The sequence below is a fragment of the Arenibacter catalasegens genome (assembly GCF_002909235.1).
GTDB classification, from domain to species: domain Bacteria; phylum Bacteroidota; class Bacteroidia; order Flavobacteriales; family Flavobacteriaceae; genus Arenibacter; species Arenibacter catalasegens.
Map to the genome: position 1 here is coordinate 349,186 of NZ_PHQQ01000002.1, position 17,403 is coordinate 366,588.

13 protein-coding genes are annotated in these 17,403 nt (G+C 39.6%); 3 read left to right on the forward strand and 10 right to left on the reverse strand.

What is annotated here, in order from left to right:
- Nucleotides 1-64 precede the first annotated feature (64 nt).
- The 7 genes from CWD90_RS03400 to CWD90_RS03430 all read right to left on the reverse strand — a co-directional run bounded on the left by CWD90_RS03400 (nt 65) and on the right by CWD90_RS03430 (nt 10,614).
- The gene (locus CWD90_RS03400; RefSeq protein ID WP_103474513.1) at nt 65-1,600 is read right to left on the reverse strand and encodes a sulfatase family protein; all 1,536 of its coding nucleotides are present in this window, start codon (nt 1,598-1,600) and stop codon (nt 65-67) included.
- Nucleotides 1,601-1,948: 348 nt separating this feature from the next.
- Nucleotides 1,949-3,511: a sulfatase family protein gene (locus CWD90_RS03405; RefSeq protein ID WP_103474514.1), complete on the reverse strand. Its 1,563-nt coding sequence runs from the start codon at nt 3,509-3,511 to the stop codon at nt 1,949-1,951.
- A gap of 167 nt (nt 3,512-3,678) precedes the next feature.
- Complete coding sequence (locus CWD90_RS03410; protein ID WP_103474515.1) at nt 3,679-4,827, reverse strand: lactonase family protein; 1,149 nt, start codon at nt 4,825-4,827, stop codon at nt 3,679-3,681.
- Nucleotides 4,828-4,869: 42 nt separating this feature from the next.
- Complete coding sequence (locus tag CWD90_RS03415) at nt 4,870-5,511, reverse strand: bifunctional 4-hydroxy-2-oxoglutarate aldolase/2-dehydro-3-deoxy-phosphogluconate aldolase (protein ID WP_103474516.1); 642 nt, start codon at nt 5,509-5,511, stop codon at nt 4,870-4,872.
- Entirely contained in the window at nt 5,501-6,454 is a 954-nt protein-coding gene (locus CWD90_RS03420; RefSeq protein WP_103474517.1) for a 2-dehydro-3-deoxygalactonokinase, read from the reverse strand. Before CWD90_RS03420 ends, CWD90_RS03415 begins: the two co-directional genes overlap by 11 nt.
- A 638-nt stretch (nt 6,455-7,092) precedes the next feature.
- Entirely contained in the window at nt 7,093-8,709 is a 1,617-nt protein-coding gene (locus tag CWD90_RS03425) for a sulfatase family protein (protein WP_103474518.1), read from the reverse strand.
- A gap of 69 nt (nt 8,710-8,778) precedes the next feature.
- Nucleotides 8,779-10,614 (reverse strand): glycoside hydrolase family 36 protein, encoded by a 1,836-nt coding sequence (locus tag CWD90_RS03430; RefSeq protein WP_103474519.1) that lies wholly within the window; start codon nt 10,612-10,614, stop codon nt 8,779-8,781.
- Between the two features lie 770 nt (nt 10,615-11,384).
- On the opposite strand from CWD90_RS03430, the gene CWD90_RS03440 reads away from it, so the two are divergent.
- The 3 genes from CWD90_RS03440 to CWD90_RS03450 all read left to right on the forward strand — a co-directional run bounded on the left by CWD90_RS03440 (nt 11,385) and on the right by CWD90_RS03450 (nt 14,599).
- A complete protein-coding gene (locus CWD90_RS03440) occupies nt 11,385-12,605 on the forward strand; it encodes a phage integrase SAM-like domain-containing protein (protein WP_103474521.1) in 1,221 nt (406 codons plus the stop codon).
- A 303-nt stretch (nt 12,606-12,908) separates the two neighbouring features.
- Nucleotides 12,909-13,559: a DUF6577 family protein gene (locus CWD90_RS03445; RefSeq protein WP_103474522.1), complete on the forward strand. Its 651-nt coding sequence runs from the start codon at nt 12,909-12,911 to the stop codon at nt 13,557-13,559.
- Nucleotides 13,559-14,599 (forward strand): nucleotidyl transferase AbiEii/AbiGii toxin family protein, encoded by a 1,041-nt coding sequence (locus CWD90_RS03450; RefSeq protein WP_103474523.1) that lies wholly within the window; start codon nt 13,559-13,561, stop codon nt 14,597-14,599. The genes CWD90_RS03445 and CWD90_RS03450 overlap by 1 nt, the downstream gene beginning before the upstream one ends.
- A gap of 260 nt (nt 14,600-14,859) precedes the next feature.
- On the opposite strand, the gene CWD90_RS22965 is transcribed toward CWD90_RS03450, so the two are convergent.
- From CWD90_RS22965 to CWD90_RS03460, 3 genes are all read right to left on the reverse strand, one after another.
- The gene (locus tag CWD90_RS22965) at nt 14,860-15,030 is read right to left on the reverse strand and encodes a hypothetical protein (RefSeq protein WP_157941150.1); all 171 of its coding nucleotides are present in this window, start codon (nt 15,028-15,030) and stop codon (nt 14,860-14,862) included.
- A gap of 87 nt (nt 15,031-15,117) precedes the next feature.
- Complete coding sequence (locus tag CWD90_RS03455) at nt 15,118-15,747, reverse strand: hypothetical protein (RefSeq protein ID WP_103474524.1); 630 nt, start codon at nt 15,745-15,747, stop codon at nt 15,118-15,120.
- The gene (locus CWD90_RS03460) at nt 15,744-17,402 is read right to left on the reverse strand and encodes a relaxase/mobilization nuclease domain-containing protein (RefSeq protein ID WP_103474525.1); all 1,659 of its coding nucleotides are present in this window, start codon (nt 17,400-17,402) and stop codon (nt 15,744-15,746) included. Before CWD90_RS03460 ends, CWD90_RS03455 begins: the two co-directional genes overlap by 4 nt.
- Nucleotide 17,403: the final 1 nt, after the last annotated feature.

The following is a 17,403-nucleotide window of genomic DNA, read 5'->3' on the forward strand; positions in this document are numbered from 1 at the left end:
ATTCAGCTATAATTTTACCGAACAAAAAACACACAGTGACCCCAGCTATCTGTAATTTTCTTATTTACTTTCTAGGAGATTTAATGGAATACCCCTGTTGTTGATAGGTTTGTAATATGCCCTGCATTCCCTTAATAATTTCTGGATATTGACCGTAAAGGTTATTTTGCTGTTCGGCATCCTTGTCCATATCGAAAAGTAATCCTGCTGTTTCAAAATCTTTATACTTTCTAAGTTCCTTAAAACTATCGGGCATTTTGGAATGTTCTCCGGAAGGGCCATTAATATAAAGCCATTTCCCCTTTCGAAGTCCCCAGATTTTCTCATTGGTATTATGTACCGTAGCCTCTCGTAAAGGAGAGCCATATACTTTACCTTTTAATAGTGGTGTTAAATTATAACTGTCCGGTGCAGAATTTTCAGGTAGGCTTGTATTGGTAATCGATGCCAGTGTTGCCATAATATCTACTTGGGATATGACTTCTTTGGAAACGGACCCCGGCGCAATGTGATCTGGCCATTTTACAATAAAGGGCACATGGTGGCCACCTTCCCATACATCGCGTTTTAATCCCCTAAACTCTCCCATACTAAAATGGTCGTATTTTTCAGCCCTTGCAAATGCGTAGTGTTCCGGTCCGTTATCGGAAGAAAAAATAACTATTGTATTCTCTTCCAGCCCATTCTCTTTCAAGGCCTTTAACACTTGACCAGCTACCCAGTCTGTTTGATAAACATAATCACCGTAGGGTCCTGCCGAAGATTTGCCCTTAAATTCGTCATTTGGAATTATAGGAGCATGGGGAGATGGTAACGCAAAATATAAAAAGAAGGGTTTACCAGGATCCTGTTCGTTTATCCATTGAACCGTTTTTTCAGTCAGCGTCGGCAACACCTTGTAAGGGTTCCAATCTTTTACTTTGGGTCCTGGTCGAAACTCCCATTCCCCTTCCTCAATATCATAACCTACATTATGGACATCCATGACTTCCGTAGGCGGCTCAACAATCCGATCATTCTCTACCCAGGCATAGGGTGGGAAATTAATGGTCCCATCCCCAAAATAATAATCAAATCCTCGATCCAAAGGCCCACCTCCAATAGGCTGACCCCAATCTATATCTTCTGGCTGGTAGAATTCCCGTATTTTCCCCCATTGCATTACCCTTCCGCTAGGATCATTTTTAAATTCCCAGTTCCACCCCAAATGCCATTTTCCAATACAGGCCGTTTTATAACCGTTTTCCTTTAATACTTGCGGAAGTGTAACATCACTTTTGTCAAAAAAAGGTGTTCCGAAGGCTCCCACAATACCGAATTGTCTCCTCCAATGATAAGTTCCTGTGAGCAGTGCATACCTACTTGGGGAACAAATGCCTGAAGAACTGTGAGCATCAGTAAAGCGCATACCTTCAGAGGCCAACTGATCCAGATTTGGAGTTGGTATTTTTGAATTTTCATTCTGACAATTGAGATCTCCATATCCCATATCATCGGCATAAATGATCACAATATTAGGTTTCTCCATTTCCCCTTTTTGACCAAAAGAGTAGTAGCCGATCAACAGAAATAAACTTAGTTTTATACTTAAATAGTTCATTCAATTAGTATTTAAAATAGCCCTTTTCTTTATTCTGGTAGATCAGAAAAAAAACAATAGACGCTAACCCTCTTCTTACTCGGTTCCCTCCTGATACATTTAAGTGCATTTATTCGCTCTCCGGTATTGTAATCCAACCGCTTCCTTTAATAAAATAAATATCAAAGACATAGCCCTTTTCCAGTGATCCAGGATCTCCCTGAGCAATAAGCCCTTTTCCATTTGAGTGCAAAGGTTTTTATTTGTACCGTATACTCGGGAAGATCTGGCAAGCTATTGATACAATGCTGATCTTTGTATCTATCAAATTTCTATTCTTTCCTCCTAGTCATGTGTTTTTGGCACACCTTATTTGAGTTCCAAGTCTTGGATACCCTCAACGCTACTACCTCTAATCTTTTCAAAATCCCTAATTAATTCCTTAAGTTTTTCAGGATTGGAAAGTGCCAAATTCCCCTTTTGACTAGGATCTTTTTCCAGGTCGAACAGTTGATAATCCTTTGCATTGCCCAACTCAATGTTTACCATTTTGTTAATTGGCGCCCCCTTATATGGTGGAATCATTGCCCAATTACCTTTTCTAAAGGCGGTTCTTGAAGTTGCTTCCAATACCAACTCTTCCCTTCCGTCCTTGGATTTACCCATAAATGCATCCAAAAGATTTTCACTATCCTCACCTATCTTATCACTTCCAACCAATGTAGCCATGGAGGTAAGCAAGTCTAACTGACATACCAAGGCGTCAGATTTACTAGGAGTTATGGTACCTTTCCAATAGGTGATAAATGGCACCCTGGTACCCGCATCGTATAAACTGTATTTGCCACCTCGTAAAATACCTGAAGGGGTATGATTACCCAATTTATCTACGGAGTCGTCGTAATAACCATCGTTGACTACAGGACCATTATCGCTTGAAAAGACGATTAATGTATTTTCAAGGATCCCTTCCTCCTTCAAGGTTTTCATAAACTCACCTATCATCCAATCAGCCTCCAAAATAACATCCCCTCTTGGACCCATTCCTGATTTTCCTTCAAAACGCGGGTGCGGAGTTCTGGGTACATGTGGCTGTTGTAAAGCATAATAAAGAAAGAAAGGTTCCTTTTTGTGATCTTTCACGTACTGTTGGGCCTTGGCCAGAAAATGGTCGGCCATATCAACATCGCTCCATTTGGCAGCCTCCCCACCTTTCATAAATCCAATTCTCGGTACACCGTTAACAATACTGTTGTTATGACCATGATGCCATTTCATGGTAGTTAATTCTGGATTTTTCAAGCCTGTTGGCTCACCTTCAAAATTATTGTCATAGCTCACTTCTATGGGATCATTGGGATCTAATCCATCTACGTGACCGTCGGCAATATACACTGTTGGCACCCTATCCTGGGTTGCTGCAAGAATATAGGAATAATCAAAACCAACTTCATTGGGACCAGGTGACACTCTTCCATTCCAATTCACATTCCCACTGCCAAGTCCCAAATGCCATTTACCCACAATACCAGTGGCATAACCTTCCTCTTGCAACATTCTAGGCACAGTCATTTGAGCCGTATCAATTATCAAAGGAGCAGTTCCCGGTAATATTTTAGCATCTTTGTTGCGCCAGGGATACCTGCCCGTTAATACAGCATATCTACTAGGTGTACATGTAGCAGAAGAGGCATAACCGTTGGTAAACTGTACTCCGCCATTGGCCAAAGCATCCATATTAGGAGTGCTGATCTCCGTAGCACCATAGGCACTCATATCACCATAACCCAAATCGTCCATGTAAATAAATACAATATTGGGCTTTTTGGCATTATCATCGGCAGTCACCACTTTCTCTTCCTTAGATTTACATCCTATCAAAAGCAGGACAACCAATACGGTCTGGATTAAATTCCTTTTAATAATTCTCATTTTTTCAATTTAGGTAATTTTAATGATTTTGGTTTTAGAAGCTAATAAGGTATAACCCATATATATTTGATCGCACCTTTCCACATATTTTATTTCCCGATAAACGAAACGTTATTAAATCAATCGATTTTGGCTTGATATTGGTCATAACGGACAGCTTATTTTATCTAGAACTTTAAACATACAGGTTGTGAAAGAGATATCTCATTTCCAGTAAATTTAAGGAGACCCGTCTTTTTATCAACTTTAAAAACAGTTATGTTATTCGATTTTTGATTGGCCACCAATAAAAATTTTCCATCGGGCGATAAGGTGAAATTCCTAGGCCAATCCCCTTGAACCTGTACGTTTTCTTTCAGTTTTAAATCCCCATTATTGGATACTGAGAATACGGCTATAGTATTGTGACCCCTATTGGAAGCGTACAGAAATTTTCCATCGGCACTTATGTGAATATCGGCACAGGCGTTTGGTCCTTGGTAGTCATTAGGGAGCGTACTTTTTTTATCAATTTTTGTATATACTCCCGTGTTGTGATCCACCTCTGCAGAAACAACTGAACTCGACAGCTCATTGATAATAAAGGCCATGTTTTTCGTTGGGTGGAAAATAAGATGTCTGGGACCATCCCCAGGATCCAATTGTAACCCGACTTGCGCTTTATCCAGTTTTTTCTCAGAATTTATTGGATAGGTCAAAATCTGATCTATCCCCAAATCTACTGCATATAAAAAATTTTCGTTTTGGGAAAATTTTACGCAGTGGGCGTGTGCGAATTTCTGATTGGCATGCGGGCCACTACCCGTATGTTGTATCCCTTGTGGATCATTTAGCATTACCCCCTTTTGATCCATGGGATATAGCACAATACTGCCAGAACTATAATTTGCCGCAGCAAGAAGATTTTCATTGGGACTTAATTCTATATAACATGCGCCATCACCTTTACTGGTCAAGTTGCCTACTCTGGTCAGGGCTGTTTTATCTTCGTTCCATTGGAATGCCGATACACTCCCCGGTTTTGTTCCGTTTGAAGAATAGACCATCCCGCCATCCTTTGAAAGGTATAAATAACCAGGTTTCTCCTCTTTAGCCACATGTTGACTGTTAGATAGTTTGCCGGTTTTAGTATTAAAGTCGAGCTGGTAAATGCCTTGTTCGTCCCCTTCGGCAAGGGTCCCCACAAGGAGTTTTACATCCCCTTTTTGAATGTATAGTTCAGCGCTTGCCAAATTGTCCTTTTTGGATTGATCTTTACACCCGACCATTACCACCAAAAGAATAATAAATGCTAGATAATTTGAAGGTCGTTTCATGATGAAAATGGAATTGATGTTGTTAAATATATTCAATTGAATTTAAAACCCCTTTACTTCAGCCTTTATCTTCGCAAAATGCTGGCCAAGGCCTTCAAAATTTCTTTCCTCGATCAACTTTTTGTTAAAGAGGGAACTTCCCATTCCCACCCCAACGGCTCCAGCCTCAAAAAAAGATTTGACGTTCTCCAAAGTAACTCCACCCGTTGGTAAAAGCTTTATATTGTTAAGTGGGGCAGAGATGTCCTTAATAAATTGAACTCCAAGCTGAGTAGCAGGAAATATCTTTACTGCAGATGCCCCTAAGCGCCAAGCTTTATAGATTTCGGTTGGAGAATAGGCCCCCGGGAAAATTGGTATCTCTTGGGCTACAGCAGTATTGATAACCGCTTCATCCAAGATCGGAGTTACAATAAACTGGGCACCTGCCGCTACGGCCCTATCGTAATCTTCCATATTACAGACCGTTCCTGCCCCGACATTGAGATCCTGAAATTCGCTCCTTAGTTTGGAAATCATCTCTGTTGCCCCAGCGGTATTCATGGTAATTTCAATGGTGTGCAGACCTGCCTTGAGATAGGCCTTGACTATATCCCGCATAACATCAATGGAAACTCCTCTTACAATACCAACTATAGGGGCCCTATTATAAAGTTCCCAAGAAAATGATTCATTATTTGACATGTTGTTCTAAAATTTTTCGTTGTCCAACCAATAAGGCCTTTTCTATATATTGTGGATCAAAACAAACAATTCGCTCCAAAGGCAGGAACGATTTCAAAGCCAATTGGTACAATTCGTTCTGGATTCCAGTGACTGCAAGGTACACGGTTTCGCTCTTTTCTTTCAAATGGCTCAACTCCGCCCCTATCAACAATCCCGATAAATAATAATAGTTTTCCTTACTTGAGGTTTTATGTATTAAACTATTTGCCCTAATGGAAAATAGCGAGGCCATCTGTTGGTTCGCAATTCCTTTTTTAACACCTTCCGCAAAAATATCCTTAAATGAAGGGCTCCATCCTACTTCTTCCACTGAAGCTGACAAAATAGTGTGCTTCCTTATAACTTCAAATAATTCGCCCGTCATATAGGTAGTAAAATCTATAAATCTCCCGGCATCAAAAAGAATATGTTTACTGTGGGTGCCAGGTAATACCAGAATACCCTTTTCATCCCTAGGTAGATAATCGGTTAGTCCAATGGCCTGAATTTCTTCCCCTCGCATTACATCGTTATTAGTTCTAGCCCCAGAAATTAAAAGAAGGTCAAATTTGCCCCCAAGTGAAAGCCAACTGCTTATCAGTTCTTCTCCACTAAAGGCCATGGGCAATTTGCAATACTCCAATTCCTGCATCCCAATGGAAGAAGACAGCATTCCAGAAGCAACTAAATAGTTGTTTTCGACCCCGTTTAAATCCAACTTTTCCAGCTGCGACATCAAATATTCTGCAAAAAAATCCTGTTGGGACCGTACCTTTTGCTGTGAATATAACTGATAGCATTTTTTAATCCCTAAATCGGTCCTGATTTCGGAAAGCACCTTTAATGAATTGAAATCCACCAAACGGAGTCTAAAATTGGACGTTCCCCAATCACAACTTATAAATTTTTTTTGTAGCTCCATGATTGTTACAAAGCTTTAGTACTCTTTTTTTATGTGGTAATCGTCATGTATGTAGGTTGAACAATACTGGCCAATACCACTAGTGTTGTTACAACAGAGGGAAGGTAAATATTATATTTAAGTCCGTTCGGCTGTACGTCAACAAATACCAATTTTTTGGAAAAATACGCCATTTTATTTTATCTCCGGAATATACATAGGAAGCAAGTCCGGCTTCCCTATAGTTGCCCATTCAATTGAAAAACAACATTATGTTGATGTAGCTTAAAATTTATGAAAAAATAAAATCGAACCCTAAATAAGCACTGAGACCAAACAAAAAAGCACCTAATTTCTTGGAAGCCTTGTCTTTGTTACTTTGGACCCTAATCTTCGTTACATAATTATTATAGTAATCTAAAAAGTATTTTAATCATTTATTGCAACTATTCCTGATTTAACCTTTGAAGTAAAACCATTGCAAATCCGGAAATACTAGACTTTTCTTAGTATGACTGGTTTCTTCAGAATTTGTTAGAAAGCCAGGTTCCAGCACTTCTCTCGAGAAAGTAAATAAGATTTCTAAATAAACCTGAAATTTGGTAAATTTTATTTCCCAAATTTAAACACCCATACTCCCATAATCCATTGTTGATTAATCAACTTTTCACAGGGTGCTCAGTTTTTATATTGACTGGCTGATTGGCCTCTACATCAAAAAGTGGTGTACCTACGAAATCTGGATCGATCGTTATAGAGGGTTCACTTTTTAAATAAATCAATGACCCCTCAAAATTGGGATATTTTTCCCTGAGGGCATTATACTCTGGATTTACACATTCCTTGCCCCAAATCCCCAACATAAATTTCAAACCAGCTTCCTTTTCCCCATATTGCCCTTTATCGTCCGTTTCAACAATCCATTTATCCAACACGGATCGGTATTTTGTCAATACTTCTGAATATTCCGGATTCTCTGCCAAATTGTTCAATTCAAAGGGGTCTGCTTTTAAATCGTATAATTCTTCCGAAGGGCGTTCATCGGACATAAATCGATCCTGTGCCTCATTTAGCTTTCCTTCGGCATGCAATTGCTTCATCACCCCTACGAACTCCACCTTGTCAAAATCCATATAAGTAGGCTGGGAATAAGGCCTATCCGTCATAAAATTCAGAATATACTTATGATCCTTTGATCGTACAGACCTAATGCGGTCTACAGTGAAATCGCAGCGATCCCTGGTTGAAATTACATATTCCCTTGGCGCCATTGAATCATTAAAAATGTTCCTGCCTTCCATATATTCAGGTACGGGAATACCCGCCAAAGCCAGTGAGCTGGTACCAAGGTCCAAGCCACCTACCAGATCATTATTAACACTGCCCGGTTTAAGTTTTTTATTACCGTCTCTAAAATCTGCAATAATCAAGGGTACATGTAGTCCGCCATCATAAAGAAATTGTTTGTTCCTGGTCAAGCGCATACCATGATCTGAGAAGAAGAAAACAATGGTGTTTTTAAGCAGATTGTTTTCTTTTAATTTATCCATAATCTCACCTACTTTTTCATCGGTAATCTGAATTGCGTCCAAGTGATTGGCATATTCTTCTACAATTGCAGGGTGATTCGGTAAATAGGACGGCATTTGAATTTTAGATCGATCTACCGGGGAAGTTACATTTTCCTTGAATTTGGAATTAAAAATCTCCTTCCCCCCATACATCTGTATTTGTCCAAAAAATGGTTCCTTTCCTGATAGCGTTGCAAGATCCAATCTTACTCCTCCTTTACCATACAAAGGATGATATGTATAATCTTGATCATAAAGTTCCCTTCTATCATAAATGAAATTATAGTCATCCTTACCATTATTAAATGTAAAGTATCCTTCCTTCTTAAACAGCTCGGGAATGGTCTTCAAATTCTCTGGCAAATATATTGCCGATTCAACAGTCCTGGAACTATGATGGTTCTGGGCACCAATAGTGGTAGACATAGTCCCGGTAATGATGCTTGAGCGACTGGCCGAACAAACGGGAGCAGGCATATACACATTAGTGTAAAGAACACCTTGTAAAGCAAGACTGTCTATATGGGGGGTAGCAACAAGAGTCTCGCCATAACTCCCCATAAGTGGAGCGGTATCCTCTAAATATATCCAAAGGATATTGGGTTTAACGGTATGCTGATCCCCGTCTATTTTTTCTGCACTATTATCCTTACAGGATACGAGTAATGTCGCTGAAAAAGAAATTAGCAAGATGATTTTTTTCATTATATAATTATGCTTTAAGGATTTACCCTTTTTAATTAGTAATTATTCAAAATTATTTTTCAACTGTTTTCAAAGTGCCACAAATTGAACAAGACCAGAAGGTGGTACCTCAAAAACTGATATTCCCTGATTCAATTTAATCTGTTTGTTACTTACGGTATTCCCCATACAATCCGAAATAATACATTTATACTGTCGAGTTTGGCCCGTATTATCGATTATAATTTTTTGTGAAGACTTTGCATTTACAACATCGAAGTCCAATCCTAATGTCGAATCAATATTTACAACTCTCTCAGAAAAAATAGTGGTAATCATTTTCCTGCTGTTTTTTCCACGGATCAACGGATAATTCATTAAAGGACTTTCGGCATAGAATTCGCCTTGAAGCAGAACATCTCTATTCTTTAACCAATAGGCCGTGTAGAACTCGATCATTTTATTATGGTCTTTAGGAATGTCTGCCAAACGAACGGAAATCTGTGGTACAGAAAACAAAACATTAAGAAATTGTAATGCAGCTGTTTCAACTGGATCCTCGTAATGCCACATAAGCATGTCCGCATGTACAGACGTACTGCCACTTATAAGCCTAAGGTCGGTTGTTTCTACCCTATTGACCATTGCGGCATTCGGGCAATCCGAAGCTCTAAGCATATTGCCATATTTTCGCATTAATGGTCCGGTATATGGCTGTCTAAACTCAATCAAAATATTAGGTTTAATATCCCGTAGGGATCTCATTAAGTCGGTCATTAATTTATCGGTAGCCAAATTTACAGAAGCATAATCCCTACCATCCTCAGCGGTAAGAACTGTGTTTTCATTAGCACGAAACCTTCCTATAAAATCTAATTTAAAACCATCCAGATCCCATTCTTCAATTGCCTTAACATATGTATTTATGATAAACTTCCTTACCTCCGGATATCTTGGGTCAAGGACATAGGTTCCTTGGCCCTCCCAATAATCCAGAAACTTGCCTTTCATTTGTGCATAGGCGTTGGACTTCTCCCCAACAAATGGTACGGCATACCACAGCATAAATTTCATACCTATGTCGTGCACATCCTTTACAAGTTGCTTTATTTCAGGAATCCGTTCCGGTTGCCAATCACCTGTAAAGGCATATCCTCTTTTACTATCCAATGTTTGCCACCCGTCATCAACGATCACAGTCTCATAACCCATTTCTTTGGCCTGTCGACATTCTTTTAGAATAGCATCGCTACTTATATTTTGGTGATAACTATACCAGGTTGAATATACCGGCAGATTGGCAGCTTCTGGGACCGGGGCAGGTTTATATAGATCAAAATTCTCCCACCAGCCACTTACCTCTTTTAAAGATTCTGAAAAATGAACAGCACGAGTATCTAAATATAACTTTATAGCGTATTCCGATATTTCTTTATGTGGCTCGGAAAAAAGTTTGATCTCATTATAGATCACACCATTCTCTTCTTTTACCGAAGTGCTGGTAATAACTGTATTCAGGGCTTCAGAAACGGCAAAAGTCTGACGATTTATATCGTCATAACCATAAAGTGTTATCACAGGAGCATCCCTAGCCAACATAGACGTAACTTTCGCTGGTCCCCAATCAGGTGTGATGGTCTTGTCCAAAAACGCTTTACTACTCCAATAACCGGCAATATTGGTTGCAGGGGCAGACCACTTTATAGATATGTTCTCGGGAGTAAATTTTTTATCCCCTTTTAGGTTGATAGTGGCTATATCAATCCCTTCCCGCTCTGTGGATGTTAAAACTTCAATTTCATAATTATTTGCCTCATAGGTAATAGTTACTTGGTTACCCGATAAGGTAAATGACTTCTTCGAATCTTGGGAAGATGCAACTAATGTTAAATGAAGAATAACAAAATGGATAATTATGCTTTTCATATGATTAATTCTATTAATTAATATAGTCCTATTTAATCTATGATTACCCTTGCTTCACCACTCTTGTCCTGCTCCCTTTTATGTTATTATCATCTAAATAAAAATCTTGACGAGGGTTGGATAATTTTTAATTAACATCAATTTCGTTTAAGCCTCCGCCTTGGACAACAAAAGATCGGCATATCTTATTATCCTGAAGTCATGACCACTTTTCCACTCCAACATATGGTAATCCGGCCAGTATTTAAAGATAGGAATTTTATCTGGTGCTTGTAATATAATCTCATCTTCCAGATTAATTTATTAGTATATGATCTGCTCTTTTCTATCATCGTTCCGATCAAAAGAATTAAAAAAATCATAAGCTAGATTTTTGGTACCAGAAATGGATTGGCTGGACAGTTTAACATCATCGCCATTGACAATGCCTGTATAACTAATCTCAGCACAAGAGTGGGACATAATGGCGTTAGCGGTACTCTCGATTAACAATGTTGATGGAAAGGAGTAAATTTTTTTGTTTTCCTTTTTCGAATTTTTGACCAAACAAAAAAGGCTCCCAATTTCTTGGAAGCCTTGTCTTTGTTACTGTGGGCCCTACTGGGTTCGAACCAGTGACCCCCTGCTTGTAAGGCACGACAACAGTGGTTTTATATATATCCATATTGTTTTAAATGTACTGATATAGAGCATATTAGTAATATATAAATTCATATTAAACCAAATAAACCCTATATTTGTTTATAAATAGTTTATAAATTTATAAACAAATGCTAACGACCAAAGTCCTTCTCAATAAAGTGCGCCAGAAAAAAGATGGCACCTATCCTCTTGCAATAAGAATAACCTATAACAGAAAAACTATATACCTGCCCCTAGGATTTAATTTACATGAAAAAGATTTCGATGCCAAAAATCAACGTGTTAAATCCTCGAACAGGATTGTCTTGAATACGACCAGGCTAAATAACCATATCCAGGAAAAACTAAAAAAAGTATACGATACTATCATACAATTGGAGGAAGAAGGAAAAACAGAAAACCTTTCCATGCCCAGCCTCAAAAAAGCGATCGAAGGAAAATTAGTCGGTGGAAAGGACTTTTTTGAACTTACGGACGAGATTATCGAGGAGCTTGAAAATGCCAGAAAATATGGAAACGCTCAGATATATAAGAACATGAGGAACAAAATAAAAAAAATCCACAGTAAAGAATTCCTTCCCTTTACCAAAATCGATTATTCCTTTGTAAAACGTATGGAAACCGAACATTATGGAGCAGGTTATGGTGCGGGAGGACTTAGCGTATATCTTAGAACATTAAGAGCGGTATACAAAAGGGCTATTAAAACCGGAACCGCTAAGGAAGAGAACAATCCCTTTAACGACTATTCCATTAAGAGCGGGGTGCCAAAAAGAAAGTTTCTAAATGGGGAACAATTGGAAACACTGAAAACCGCCAAAATTGTGGGATCACACTTGGCCAAAGCTAGAGATCTCTATATGGCCTCATTCTATTTACGGGGCATGAACTGGATGGATATGTCACTCCTAAAAGGCAACAGTATCCAAGGTGATTTTGAGCGTATAATCTATATAAGGTCCAAAACAAAGAATAAGCTATTTTCTATAAAAATAACCCCAGCGCTTAAGGAGATCCTAATTACATTTAACGATGGGATAATCGGCACCAACGATTACGTTTTCCCCATCGTCCCCAAAGGTAATCATGGAAGCCAGGTCCATGAGACAATTAAGAATAAACGCAAAAGACTGAACCATTATCTTAAACAATTGGCAGAAAAATTGGAGCTCCCGCCGTTTACTATTTATACTTCACGGCACACCTATGCCAATATTCTGAAAAGAAGCGGCGCACCTAGCAGTGTAATCCAGGACAGCCTAGGCCATACCACAGAAGCCATGACCCAGGTCTACCTCAACTCGTTCGAAACGAATATCATTGACGATTTTGATGCCAAAATAATGTAGCGAAAAATAGGTAAAGGGATTAACCAGGGATCCGGCAACCAAGTCCCCACTTTTACCATCTCTAACCATAAAATAGTGACCACCATCTACCCTGCAATACTCCTGAAATTCACTACATATCAAATTGGACAGCTCTTATGAGAACTTTCTACTATATATTGTCACTATATTCGATTTGTTGCCAATATATAGTTTTACTATATTTACACCAAAATTCCAGCTATCACCATACCAAGTTTACATATCGATACATTAAAAAAGAATTTTAAGAACGCTGCTTCCATTTCGGTGAACGATATTTTCATGTTTTATTTGAAACAGGACGAAACCTTAAAAAAACCCACAGTAAACTGGCGCATACATCAATTGGTGGAAAAGGGTGTAATGCAACGGATAGGTAGGGGAACATACAAACTTGGCCAACAAAAGGAATTTGCTCCATTGTTGTCCGAAGACCTCAAATCCATATATGGGAATCTCAAAGAAAAGTTTCCATTCCTGGACGTTTGTATTTGGTCTACACAGTGGCTCGTTTCATGGATGTTACATATTCCCTTTATACATGAGACGATCATTGAGGTCGAAAAAGGTGCTGAGGAGAGTGTCTTTTACTTTTTAAGTTCTGAAAGGGAAAATGTCTTTTTAAATCCCAAAAAGGATATTTTGGAAAAATACGCCAAGCACGCAACAGATATAATTATCATCAAGAATTTAGTGACAGGATCCCCATTACAAAATATGGACAACGTCCAGATCCCTACCCTTGAAAAAATATTGGTCGATCTGCTCGTGGATATCGAATTGCTTTCTGCTTACCATGGACGCGATCTGGAAAGCATCTTTGAAAATGCCTTCAGATATAACACCATCAATATGGACAAACTCCTCCGCTATGCAGGAAGAAGGGGGAAAAAAGATTTCGTAGAACAAAAAATCAAGGATATATTGGAATAATGATCTCATCTAAAAGCCTACATATCGATTGGATAAGCTCCAAGACATCCGAATTTCATGCGGATCCCATAATAATCGAAAAAGTAATCCGGGCATTGGCCCTATTGGAAGGCCTTAAATCCGCCGATTTGGATTTTATTTTTAAAGGCGGCACTGCCCTAATGTTGATGATCCAGGAACCCAGACGATTTTCGATCGATATCGATATCATTATAACTGATAAAGGACAGGACATTGAAGGTGTTCTGGAAAGAGTTGTGGCAGTGACCGACTTCATTTCTTGGGAAGAACAAAAAAGACATACGGCTTCCGCTATTGAAAAAAGACATTTCAAAATATTTTACCGGCCTCAAGTAAAAATGAGGGGAGATACCAATTATATTCTTTTGGACATAGTCTTTGCTGAAAATCCCTATGTTTCGACACAGGAAACCAATGTGTCCCACTTCCTATTATCGGAAGAAGGTAGCCCCGTTACGGTCTTAACTCCAACTCTTCCGGCTATTCTCGGGGATAAACTGACCGCTTTTGGGCCGAATACGACTGGGGTCCCAATGACCAAACCAATGGACGTTCTTAAACAAGTTTATGATATTGCCGGTATTACCGATAGATTGACTGTTCTTGACGGGGTCCGGGAGAATTTCATCAAGGTAGCGAAAGGAGAGTTGGCTTATAAGGGATTGAATCCAGATAATTTTCAGCCGATCATTGATGACATCGTTAATAGTTCATTCAATTTTTGCACCTACGGAAAAGTTGACAAAACCTCCTATGTCACCATGCAGTCCGGAGTAAGCAAACTATCATCTTATATCTACGGGCCAAAGTTTCGAGAGGCACAGGCCCAAATTGCTGTGGCCAAGGCCTCATATATCGTTAAGCAGATCGAAAAAAATAGCACTGAAATCGAACATTATGATCAAGGGGCCGATATGACGGAATGGGTCATCGGCGAACATTATTATTCAGGATTGAACAAACTCAAGAAACACAACTTGGAAGCTTTCCACTATTGGCACAAAATCTTTGCAAAATAAGGCGCCCTTTTTTCTTCTTCCCCCTATCCACAAAAAACCGCACGATAGTACGCAAGCGTTAGGGATAGGAACGGCATTGTACGGAGCAGGGCTATAGTGTTCGTTACCTTGGAAAGCGACAGCGGAGCTCTTCCAAGACTTACGAAACCTTATGGCCTGCGAGGGCGATACAGTGGATAGCCCGGCTAACGCCTAAAAACCTAAAAGAAAACTCCTGAGACACTCGATATTTTTTGAAATGATTTAGTTTACGAAACTACTTATTCAATCTCTTCAGGGTCTGTATCGTATTTCTCATCCGAATCTGTATTGATTTCTAAACGTCTCTTTTGAACCAGTTCCAGCTTCTCGTCCTTATCAAATTTCAGTTCGAATATCTTTTGGTTGCCCTTGATGGATTTTTTGAAATCCGAGAGCAACACCTTTTGCATAGAAGTGATTTAGTTGTCTTGGACTATGCGTTGTACATATATTCCGTGAAATTTCCAGGTGGTATGTCGAGTTTTCGCAAAGAAAACCTATATTGAAAGTCCCCTGCCCTTGTACTTCGAGTAATCCGTAAGTTCGTCCTTGAAGCCGTTGAAAACTTCTTCCTCTTTGTTTTTATTGCTTCCCAATAAATTGCCCAGGGCATAGATACCTTGTCTTAGGAGACGGGCCTTTTCGGCATCAATCCGTTTTTTAGAAACGGCCAGCAGAGTTTCCTTGAATCCGTTCTCCATATGGTGTTCCAATATCTCCAAAGGCAGATTGGGCCTAACCCCGTCCAAAACGAACAAATAAGCGGCCTTTTTATATTGTCCTCTATCCAATAAATATCCCGACCATAGATTTTTCAAATTGTCCCGTCCATCGGTCCTAATATCATCTAAGATTTTAACTTGATTATCCAAGGTCTTGTTCAGGTTGCTCAATGACTCCAGATAAGCCTGCGTTTTCTTCGGAAGAGGAACACTGACTTGATACTTGGAATATATCGAACCGATACAAAGTTTCCCTTCCTGTTTCTCAAAATAAAAGCCTTTGGCATTGAAAAACTCCATATAGTCGTCCGGGGATTTTTCAAAGGATACCTGTAGACGCTCGGCATATTTATAATAGGCCTTCAGGCTTAGGCTTTCAAATTGTTGCCTGTATTTTGGGTTCATAGCAGCGTAAAGTTCGGGAACATCAATGGCAAGAATATCGCCGTTGGGCGTAGGTCGATTTCTTTTGTCTTTTTCTTGTTCAGAAGTCCGCCCAATACTTTTTCATTTTCTTTGATAAAGCCTCTGGAGACATATAAATCGTTTTGCTTTGGTAACAGTATAGCACCAATATCCAGCTTGACTTTGTGTCGGTAGGAATTCACATAGGTCAGTAGGTCATTGTCATATTTGGCTCCGAGACTGTGCAGAAGCTCGAAAAGGACTTCCCTTTGCTCTGGTATATCAAAAAGCTGTTTGTCGATGGCCTGTATTATAAGTCCTGCCTTTACCTGCAATTCCCGTTCTTTCCTTGTCGATTCCGCCCTATAAAGCAAGTCTTTTGTAATATCGAATTGCGCCTGTATCAAATCGCCCAGGTGGCGGTTGTCCGTCTGAAGATACTTTTTTAGAAATTTGAAACGTTCCGATTTGACCATTTCCGTTACTAGGGGTTTTATGGGCATTCTATCGATATGCTCCGAATAAAGTGTCTTGCTCCCCGAAGCTTTATGGGTGTTTTTGTAGGCTTCCCTGATACATCTTTGAAGCTCCAGTTGCAGTTGTTCGCTTTCCGCATACATCTGGGTATATTCACTTTCAAACAATGTGGGGCTTTGAAGGATTCCAATATCACCCCCTATTTCCCCGCTCTTGAGAACATAGCCCGATTTGTCATAAATGGTAAAATCCACGAGTTTCCCTTTCGCATCGTAGTCTAGCTTACAATCCAATTTTTGATGGGCTTTTAAGATCTCTGGAAGGTGTCCGGGATTTATAGTCCTGAAAAGTTTGTAAGTGGTACGCAGTTGTTTTTCCAGCCGTTTCTTGACCATCGGCAATAGTTTTGAGCTTTTGTTACGGTCAAAGACCTTTTGAAGTTTGGGTCCGCTCAGCTGTGGATGGACGGTATAACCATTGATGAACCTTGACCTATAGCCATCCTTTATGGAAATTCCGTAGGCCACCCCTACTCTGTTATTGTAGTTTACCTTCCTTACCTCAATATGGTGCGCTTTTAGCAGTTCGGACAACTCCTTAAAGCTTCGAACATTGTATTTCTGCATGGTGTTGTTTATGATATCCTGGATATAGAACCTGACTCCGCTAATGTCTTCGTTCTTAAATTGTGGATTCTGATGTATTGGGAGCTCCTTGTCCTGTCGTATTCCGGGAGACAAGGAGAGCCCAAACTGCTTTTCTAGGTGTTTTTGGGTGGCTACGGATCTTTTAAAGTCATTGGAAAGGTTTATTTGCAGACAATCCTCCTTGATGGTGGTCGAGACGATATGGACATGCTCGTGCTTGGTATCGTGGTGGCGCACCACCATATAGGGCTGTTCCCCATAGCCCATATGTTCCATGTACGCTTTGGAGAGTTCAAAAAAATCCGTGTCCTCCAATTGTTCGCCACGGGGAAGATTAAGGGTGGCGTGCACATACCTTCTTTCCGAATCGTGCCGATTTCCCAAATAGTCGAGTACCCTTCCAAAAAACTTTGTGTTGGTATCGGTATCGGAATAGGTGTTCTGGAAGTCGAGGATGGAAGACTCAGGTTTCCCAAGTACATATTTCAATACCCCTTGTACATTGTTTCGATAAAGTATCCTTGCTATCATT

Coding starts and splice junctions, on each gene's coding strand:
- CWD90_RS03430 (WP_103474519.1), bottom strand. CDS start 10,614: ATGAAAAGCATAATTATCCATTTTGTTATTCTTCATTTAACATTAGTT.
- CWD90_RS03440 (WP_103474521.1), top strand. CDS start 11,385: ATGCTAACGACCAAAGTCCTTCTCAATAAAGTGCGCCAGAAAAAAGAT.
- CWD90_RS03420 (WP_103474517.1), bottom strand. CDS start 6,454: ATGGAGCTACAAAAAAAATTTATAAGTTGTGATTGGGGAACGTCCAAT.
- CWD90_RS03425 (WP_103474518.1), bottom strand. CDS start 8,709: ATGAAAAAAATCATCTTGCTAATTTCTTTTTCAGCGACATTACTCGTA.
- CWD90_RS03400 (WP_103474513.1), bottom strand. CDS start 1,600: ATGAACTATTTAAGTATAAAACTAAGTTTATTTCTGTTGATCGGCTAC.
- CWD90_RS03445 (WP_103474522.1), top strand. CDS start 12,909: ATGTTTTATTTGAAACAGGACGAAACCTTAAAAAAACCCACAGTAAAC.
- CWD90_RS22965 (WP_157941150.1), bottom strand. CDS start 15,030: ATGCAAAAGGTGTTGCTCTCGGATTTCAAAAAATCCATCAAGGGCAAC.
- CWD90_RS03405 (WP_103474514.1), bottom strand. CDS start 3,511: ATGAGAATTATTAAAAGGAATTTAATCCAGACCGTATTGGTTGTCCTG.
- CWD90_RS03450 (WP_103474523.1), top strand. CDS start 13,559: ATGATCTCATCTAAAAGCCTACATATCGATTGGATAAGCTCCAAGACA.
- CWD90_RS03415 (WP_103474516.1), bottom strand. CDS start 5,511: ATGTCAAATAATGAATCATTTTCTTGGGAACTTTATAATAGGGCCCCT.
- CWD90_RS03410 (WP_103474515.1), bottom strand. CDS start 4,827: ATGAAACGACCTTCAAATTATCTAGCATTTATTATTCTTTTGGTGGTA.
- CWD90_RS03460 (WP_103474525.1), bottom strand. CDS start 17,402: ATGATAGCAAGGATACTTTATCGAAACAATGTACAAGGGGTATTGAAA.
- CWD90_RS03455 (WP_103474524.1), bottom strand. CDS start 15,747: ATGAACCCAAAATACAGGCAACAATTTGAAAGCCTAAGCCTGAAGGCC.